Source organism: Mesorhizobium sp. M4A.F.Ca.ET.050.02.1.1 (genome assembly GCF_003997725.1).
In the GTDB taxonomy this organism is placed as follows: Bacteria; Pseudomonadota; Alphaproteobacteria; order Rhizobiales; family Rhizobiaceae; genus Mesorhizobium.
The window spans coordinates 1-7617 of sequence record NZ_RZSG01000253.1 but is presented as its reverse complement, the minus strand read 5'-3'; the positions used below and the strand labels follow the sequence as shown (position 1 = coordinate 7617).

General features: G+C 63.5%; 8 protein-coding genes and 1 pseudogene. 5 read left to right on the top strand and 4 right to left on the bottom strand.

The window, feature by feature from the left end:
• From EOA33_RS17730 to EOA33_RS17710, 5 genes and pseudogenes are all read left to right on the top strand, one after another.
• Positions 1 to 417 (top strand): annotated as a pseudogene (locus EOA33_RS17730) (aminoacyl-tRNA hydrolase); the annotation flags it as partial.
• A 95-nt stretch (positions 418 to 512) separates the two neighbouring features.
• A complete protein-coding gene (gene ychF / locus EOA33_RS17725) occupies positions 513 to 1616 on the top strand; it encodes a redox-regulated ATPase YchF (protein ID WP_126058678.1) in 1104 nt (367 codons plus the stop codon).
• Positions 1617 to 1782: 166 nt separating this feature from the next.
• Positions 1783 to 2757 carry a magnesium/cobalt transporter CorA gene (gene corA / locus EOA33_RS17720; protein WP_126058677.1) on the top strand — a complete coding sequence of 325 codons (975 nt, stop codon included), beginning with the start codon at positions 1783 to 1785 and terminating at the stop codon, positions 2755 to 2757.
• Between the two features lie 115 nt (positions 2758 to 2872).
• Positions 2873 to 3343: a MaoC family dehydratase gene (locus EOA33_RS17715; RefSeq protein WP_127406188.1), complete on the top strand. Its 471-nt coding sequence runs from the start codon at positions 2873 to 2875 to the stop codon at positions 3341 to 3343.
• The gene (locus tag EOA33_RS17710; RefSeq protein ID WP_126058675.1) at positions 3340 to 3810 is read left to right on the top strand and encodes a MaoC family dehydratase; all 471 of its coding nucleotides are present in this window, start codon (positions 3340 to 3342) and stop codon (positions 3808 to 3810) included. The genes EOA33_RS17715 and EOA33_RS17710 overlap by 4 nt, the downstream gene beginning before the upstream one ends.
• Before the next feature lie 104 nt (positions 3811 to 3914).
• Here the strand turns inward: EOA33_RS17710 and EOA33_RS17705 are convergent, their stop codons facing one another.
• The 4 genes from EOA33_RS17705 to petA all read right to left on the bottom strand — a co-directional run bounded on the left by EOA33_RS17705 (position 3915) and on the right by petA (position 7313).
• Positions 3915 to 4460 (bottom strand): adenine phosphoribosyltransferase, encoded by a 546-nt coding sequence (locus EOA33_RS17705; protein ID WP_126058674.1) that lies wholly within the window; start codon positions 4458 to 4460, stop codon positions 3915 to 3917.
• A 96-nt stretch (positions 4461 to 4556) separates the two neighbouring features.
• A complete protein-coding gene (locus EOA33_RS17700) occupies positions 4557 to 5411 on the bottom strand; it encodes a cytochrome c1 (RefSeq protein ID WP_127399830.1) in 855 nt (284 codons plus the stop codon).
• Positions 5412 to 5431: 20 nt separating this feature from the next.
• Positions 5432 to 6736, bottom strand: a complete 1305-nt coding sequence (locus tag EOA33_RS17695; protein ID WP_126058672.1) for a cytochrome b N-terminal domain-containing protein — start codon at positions 6734 to 6736, stop codon at positions 5432 to 5434.
• Between the two features lie 16 nt (positions 6737 to 6752).
• The gene (gene petA, locus EOA33_RS17690; protein ID WP_126058671.1) at positions 6753 to 7313 is read right to left on the bottom strand and encodes a ubiquinol-cytochrome c reductase iron-sulfur subunit; all 561 of its coding nucleotides are present in this window, start codon (positions 7311 to 7313) and stop codon (positions 6753 to 6755) included.
• Between the last annotated feature and the right edge of the window lie 304 nt (positions 7314 to 7617).

Here is a 7617-nt window from a genome sequence, read left to right as displayed (position 1 = left end):
GTCGGTGGCGGCTCCGGCGGCCACAACGGCATCCGCTCGCTGGACGACCATGTCGGCAAAGCCTATCGCCGCGTGCGTGTCGGCGTCGGCCATCCGGGCGTCAAGGAAATGGTGCACGGCCACGTGCTTGGCGACTTCGCCAAGGCGGACCGCGAATGGCTCGAGGTTCTGCTCGACACCATCGCCGACGACGCCGGCCTGCTGGCCAAGGGCGACGACAATTCCTTCATGAACCGCATCACGCTCGCCCTGCGTGAAAAACTGACGCCGACCGGCGACGACGATCGCCCGCCACCCAAGGCGCCAAAGGCGCAGAGCCACATCCGCCAGGCCAGGCCGCAGCAGGCGCCGGCAAAGCTGCCCGAAACGGGCCCGATGGCCGCCATGCTGAAGAAGCTGTTCGGCGGCAAGGGCTGAACGTCGCCGGGGATGGCGGCCGAGGGGTTGACGTTCGTCACTCCTTTCGCCCATAGCCCTGATCAAATTTCGATTTCCCGATAGGACCGGACACAATGGGTTTCAAATGCGGCATCGTCGGCTTGCCTAATGTCGGCAAGTCGACGCTCTTCAACGCGCTGACCAGGACGGCGGCGGCGCAGGCCGCCAACTACCCGTTCTGCACCATCGAGCCAAACACCGGCGAGGTGGCGGTGCCGGACCCGCGCCTGCAGAAGATCGCCGCCATCGGCAAGTCGAAGGAGATCATCCCGACCCGCATCTCCTTCGTCGACATTGCCGGCCTGGTGCGCGGCGCCTCCAAGGGCGAAGGGCTGGGCAACCAGTTCCTCGCCAACATCCGCGAGGTTGACGCCATCGTCCATGTGCTGCGCTGCTTCGAGGACGACGACATCACCCATGTCGAGGGCCGCATCGACCCCGTCGCCGACGCCGAGACGGTCGAGACCGAGCTGATGCTCGCCGACCTCGAAAGCCTCGAGCGCCGCATCGTCCAGTTCCGCAAGCGCGCCGCCGGCAAGGACAAGGAAGCGATGGCCGTGCTGCCGATGATGGAGGCAGCGCTCGAACTGCTGCAGGCGGGCAAGCCGACCCGCATCCTGCTAAAGGGCATAGGACCGGAGGATCTGCGCATCCTGCAGGGGCTGAACCTGCTCACCTCGCATCCGGTGCTTTATGTCTGCAACGTCGCCGAGGCCGATGCCGCGACCGGCAACGAGCACTCCAAGGCCGTGGAAAAGATGGCCGCCGCTCAGGGCGCCGGCACCGTCGTCATCTCGGCAGCGATCGAAGCGGAGGTTGCCCAGCTTTCCGACGACGAGGAGATGGAGTTCCTCGCCTCGCTCGGCCTCGACGAACCGGGTCTCAACAAGGTGATCCGCGCCGGCTACGACCTTTTGCATCTCATCACCTATTTCACCGTCGGACCGAAGGAGACGCGCGCCTGGACTATCCACAAAGGCGATAAGGCGCCGCAGGCGGCCGGCGTCATCCACACCGATTTCGAGCGCGGCTTCATCCGTGCCCAGACCATCGCCTACAACGACTTCGTCACGCTCGGCGGCGAAGTCGCGGCCAAGGAGGCCGGCAAGGCGCGCGACGAAGGCAAGGAGTATGTCGTTCAGGACGGCGACATCATGCTGTTCAAGTTCAACACCTGATGCTCGCGGCGGCGCGCGTCCGGCAGATTGCGCCCTCCCGTCGCCTGTCTTGACCTCATCATGCCGCAGGTCTAATCGGCTGGTGCTCGCGGGCTCCTCGAAGCCCATGCAGTCCTGACGACGCTTCGAACGAAAATCTCTTCGATCCAGCAAGGGAGATCCGGCGATGATCAAGGCATTCGTCGTGGACAATGATCGGCTGCGTCTGGTTGATGACCTTGTGGCAAATGGCGACAAGGTTGTCTGGGCCGATCTTTTCAATCCGACCAAGGACGAGGAAACCGCCATCGAGAGCTGGCTCGGCGTCGCCATCCCGACGCGCGAGGAGATGGAGGAGATCGAAATCTCCAGTCGCCTCTACATCGAGGACGGCGCCTATTTCATGACCGCGACGCTGCCGGCCCAGACCGAGGCCGACGACCCGTTGATGTCGCCGGTAACCTTCGCGCTGGCCGGCAGCCGTCTGGTCACCGTGCGCTATCACGAACCGAAGGCCTTCAAGACGTTTCCGCTGCGCGCCGAGAAGGTGGCGACCGGCTGCACCAGCGGCGACACCATCCTGATCGGCCTACTGGAAGCGATCGTCGACCGCCTCGCCGACATTCTGGAGCGCGCCGGCCGCGACGTGGAAGCGATCTCGCGCGATATCTTCGAGGCCAGGTCGACCAAGGTCTCCAAGCGCAACCGCGACTTCCAGGAGTTGCTCAAGGCCATCGGCCGCAAGGAGGACATCGCCTCCTCGATCCGCGACAGCCTGATCTCGCTGCAGCGCCTGGCCGGCTTCCTCGCCCACGTCGCGACCCAGACCAAGATGAGCAAGGACATCCGCGCCCGCGTCAAGACCCTGTCGCGCGACGTGCTGTCGCTCGCCGACCACGCCACCTTCCTGTCGCAGAAGATTTCGTTCCTGCTCGACGCCACCCTTGGCATGATCTCGATCGAGCAGAACGCCATCATCAAGATCTTCTCGGTCGCCGCCGTCATCTTCCTGCCGCCGACGCTGGTCGCCTCGATTTACGGCATGAATTTCAATGTAATCCCCGAACTGAAATGGGAGTTCGGCTACCCCTTCGCCATCGCCATGATGGTGATCTCGGCGATCCTGCCCTTCTGGTATTTCCGCCGCCGCGGCTGGCTCTGACGGCGGCGCCGCCCTCCGGCTGGCTCACCAGAAATGACTTGACCAAATGCCTGTTGGCCGGCATCCGGGATGCCCGATCCTCGGGATCGCGCGTTCGCCTAATCGGAAATGGACCATGACCGGAAAGACCTGGGCCTATGAGGATTTCGTCGAGGGCGCCTCGCACGACCTCGGCACGAAAAATGTAAGCGCTGCGGAGATCATCGAATTCGCCAGCGAGTTCGATGCCCAGCCGATGCACCTCGACGAGGCGGCCGGCAAGGCCAGCATCCTCGGCGGCTTGTCGGCTTCGGGTTGGCACACCTGCGCGATGTTCATGCGCATGCTGTGCGACGCCCTCTTGCTGGACTCGACCTCGCAAGGCTCGCCCGGCATCGACCACGTCAAATGGAAGAAACCGGTCCTGGCCGGCGACACGCTTTGCGGCACGGTCACCGTACTCGCCAAGCGCCAGTCCAAGTCGCGGCCTCAGCTCGGCCTCGTCTCCATGCGCAGCGAACTGTTCAACCAACGCGGCGAAAGCGTCTTCGAGCTCGAGAACACCGGCATGTTCCTCGCGCGTGATGCCGCAAAGGACCCGTCATGACTTTGGACGAGTTCTTCCTGATCGGCCAGACCGTCACGCTCGGCGCGCACAAATTCGGTCCGGACGAGATCAAGGCCTTCGCCCGCAAATACGACCCGCAGGTCTTCCACGTCGATGAGGAGGCCGCGAAGAACAGCGTGCTCGGCGGCTTATGCGCCTCGGGCTGGCACACCGCGGCCACCTGGATGAAATACAATCTCGAAAAGCGCATGGAGACCGAGGGCGTGCGCTGGACAGGCCCGGGCCCACAACCCGAATTCGGCCCCTCGCCCGGCTTCCGGAACCTGAAATGGTTGAAACCGGTCTATGCCGGCGAGACCGTCACCTTCTCGCGCACCGCGCTTGCCCACCGCCCGCTTGCCGCGCGTCCCGGCTGGAACCTGCTCACGCTGCGCTGCGAAGCCTTCGATTCGACAGGCGACAAGGTCATCGAATTCGACAGCGCGGTGCTGGTGAAGGTGGAGTAGTGAATGGTGAATGGTGAATGGTGAGTAGTGAGCGGCAGGTAGAGACCCAGCGTCTCTCATTGAGCAATGATCTTCACTATTCACTATTCACTATTCACTATTCACTAGTGCCCCTCGAACCCGATCAGCGTCCTTACCGGCACACCGAGCGCTTCGAGCTTCTGGCGCCCGCCGAGGTCCGGCAGGTCGATGACGAAGCAGGCGGCGACGATGTCGGCGCCAATCTGGCGCAAAAGCTTCACCGCCGCCTCCGCCGTGCCGCCTGTGGCGATCAGGTCGTCGACCAGGATCACCTTCTCGCCCTCCGAAACGCCATCCTTGTGCATCTCCATCTCGTCCAGCCCGTATTCCAGGCTGTAGGCGACGCGCACCGTCTCGTAGGGCAGCTTGCCCTTCTTGCGGATCGGCACGAAGCCGGCAGATAGCTGATGGGCGACGGCGCCGCCGAGGATGAAGCCGCGCGCCTCGATGCCGGCGATCTTGTCGACCTTCAGCCCGACATAGGGATGCACCAGCTCGTCGATGGCGCGACGAAAGGCACGGGCATTGCCGAGCAAGGTGGTGATGTCGCGAAACAATATGCCCGGCTTCGGATAGTCGGGAATGGTGCGGATGGCCGCGAGCAGCGTTTCTTCGAGAGAGGATTTCATGGGCGGTTGATCCGTTGCCGTAGAGTTTTGCCGGCTAGAGCCGAAAAAGAAAAGGGCGCCGTCCGGCGCCCTCGCATTTTTCCGGCAAGTCCCGGCTCAGTGCGCCACGTCGGCCCATACCTTGCGCTTGGTCATGTAGACCAGGGCGCCGAACAACGCCAGGAACACCAGCACGCGGAAGCCGGTCTTCTTGCGGTCCTCCAGGTGCGGCTCGGCCGCCCACATCAGGAAGGCCGAGACGTCGCGCGAATACTGGTCCACCGTCTGCGGCGAGCCGTCGTCATAGGTCACTTGGCCGTCGGAGAGCGGCTTCGGCATCTTCAGCGACACGCCGGACAGGAAGTACGGGTTGTAGTGCGTACCCTCTGGAATCACCATGCCGGCCGGCGGCGTCTGGTCATAGCCGGTGAGCAACGAATGGATGTAGTCCGGGCCGCCCTGGGCGTACTGGGTGAAAATATCGAAGACGAAGCGCGGGAAGCCTCGCTCGACGCCGCGTGCCTTGGCCAGCAGCGACATGTCGGGCGGAGCGGCGCCGCCATTGGCCGAAGCGGCCGCCTGCTCGTTCGCGAACGGCGCCGGGAAGTGATCGGACGGCTTGCCAGGGCGGTCGAACATGTCGCCGGCATCGTTGGGACCGTCATGGATCGTGTATTCGGCGGCCAGCGTTTTCACCTGCGCGTCCGAATAGCCGAGCCCTTCCAGCGTGCGGAAGGCCACCAGGTTCATCGAATGGCAGGCCGAGCAGACTTCCTTGTAGACCTTCAGGCCACGCTGCAGCTGGGCCTTGTCATAGGTGCCGAATGGTCCGGCGAAGCTCCAGCTCATTTCCTTCGGTTCGTCGATCGGGAAATGTGTCGGTGCGGCCGCGTTGTGTTCCTCCTCGGCGATGGCCGCGGTGCCCGCGGCCAGCAAGCCAAGCAGAGCCAGCGAGGTGAGAATCTTTTTCATACCCAAATCCCCTTAGATTCTCAGCCCTTGGTTTCCGGCGCGGCGTTCGCGCCAGCCGGATGGCCGGCGCCGGCACCCTTGTTCTTCTCCAGCACCGCCTCGGTGATCGAGTTCGGCAGACGCCGCGGCGTCTCGATCAGGCCGAGCACCGGCAGCGCAACCAGGAAGAAGGCGAAGTAGAACAGCGTTGCCATCTGCGCCATGAAGACGTAGCTGCCTTCCGCCGGCTGCGAACCCAGCCAGCCGAGCAGGATGGCGTCGGCCACGAACAGCCAGAAGAACAGCTTGTACCAGGGTCGGTAGACCGCCGAGCGCACCTTGGAGGTGTCGAGCCAAGGCACCAGGAATAGCATGGCGATGGCGCCGAACATGCACAGCACGCCGCCGAGCTTGGAGTTGATCGGCCCGATATTGAAGGTGATGGCGCGCAGGATCGCGTAGAACGGCAGGAAGTACCATTCCGGAACGATGTGGGCCGGCGTCTTCAGCGGGTTGGCCACCGTGTAGTTGTCCGGGTGGCCGAGGAAATTCGGCAGGTAGAAGACGAAATAGGCGAAGACGAACAGGAACACGATCATGCCGAACGCGTCCTTGATGGTCGCGTAGGGCGTGAAGGCGACCGTGTCGGTCTTCGACTTGACCTCGATGCCGGTCGGGTTCGATTGCCCGACGACATGCAGTGCCCAGATATGCAGCACGACGACGCCGGCAATCATGAACGGCAAAAGGTAGTGCAGCGCGAAGAAGCGGTTCAGCGTCGGGTTGTCGACGGCAAAGCCGCCGAGCAGCAGCTCCTGGATCCAGTTTCCAACCAGCGGAATGGCGCTGAAGAAGCCGGTGATGACGGTGGCGCCCCAGAAGCTCATCTGCCCCCACGGCAGCACGTAGCCCATGAAGCCGGTGGCCATCATCAACAGGTAGATGATGCAGCCGAGGATCCACAGCAGCTCGCGCGGCGCCTTGTAGGAACCGTAATAGAGGCCGCGGAAGATGTGGATGTAGACGGCGACGAAGAAGAACGAGGCACCGTTGGAATGGAGATAGCGCAGCAGCCAGCCCGAATTCACGTCGCGCATGATCTTCTCGACCGAATCGAAGGCGAGAGTGGTGTCGGACGTGTAGTGCATCGCCAGAACGATGCCGGTCAGGATCTGCGACGCTAGCATGATCGACAGGATGCCGCCGAAGGTCCACATGTAGTTGAGGTTGCGCGGCACCGGATAGGCGACGAAGCTGTCATAGACCAGCCTGGGCAGCGGCATGCGGGCGTCGAACCAGCGTCCGATACCGGTCTTGGGCGTATAGGTCGAGTGTCCCTCGCTCATCGAAATATCCCCTGCCTCAACCGATAAGGATCTTGGTATCGGAAATGAACTTGAATACCGGCACCGCCATATTCTCGGGCGCCGGGCCTTTGCGGATGCGGCCGGCGGTGTCGTACACCGAGCCGTGGCACGGGCAGAACCAGCCGCCGAAATCGCCTTCCTGGCCGAGCGGGATGCAGCCGAGATGGGTGCAGACCTGGACCATGACCATCCAGGCTTCCTTGCCGGGCGTCGTGCGGTTGGCGTCGGTCGCCGGAGCGTCGGCCGGCAAATTGGCGTTACGGGCGATCGGGTCCTTCAGGTCGGCGAGATCGACGGCCTCCCCGTCCTTCATCTCCTTTTCGGTGCGGTTGCGCACCACGACCGGCTTGCCGCGCCACTTGACGACCAGCGACGAGCCCGGCGTCAGCGAGGAGACGTCCACTTCGACCGAGGCCAGCGCCAGTGTCGAGGCGTCGGGGCGCATCTGATCGATGAACGGCCATGCGACAGCCCCCGCGCCGACCACCGCGGCCATGCCGGTGGCGACATAGAGGAAATCACGACGGTTGGGATCGTGGGTATCGGTTGCGCTCACGGGTGCCTGATCCTTTCGCCTCTTCCGTGCCGGCGGCCGAGCCTTGTCCCCGCTCAATCGCGCCGGCCCGACAGCGCATGGCGAACAGGCTAGCGAATTCCTCCGGCATTTGGAGTTCGGTTTATGCGTGAAGCCAGTTTTTGTCCAGTCGGGTGAAGGCACAAGGTCAGATTGTCGCGGGGGCTAAATCCGGCGCCGGGTGGCACCGCGCCGAAGGATCGCCAACTGGCCGGAAACGGGGGGAAAAACAATGGCAAACCGGTGCCGCGCCTTTGCCTCGACAGCAGGCGCCGGCTCGGTCTAT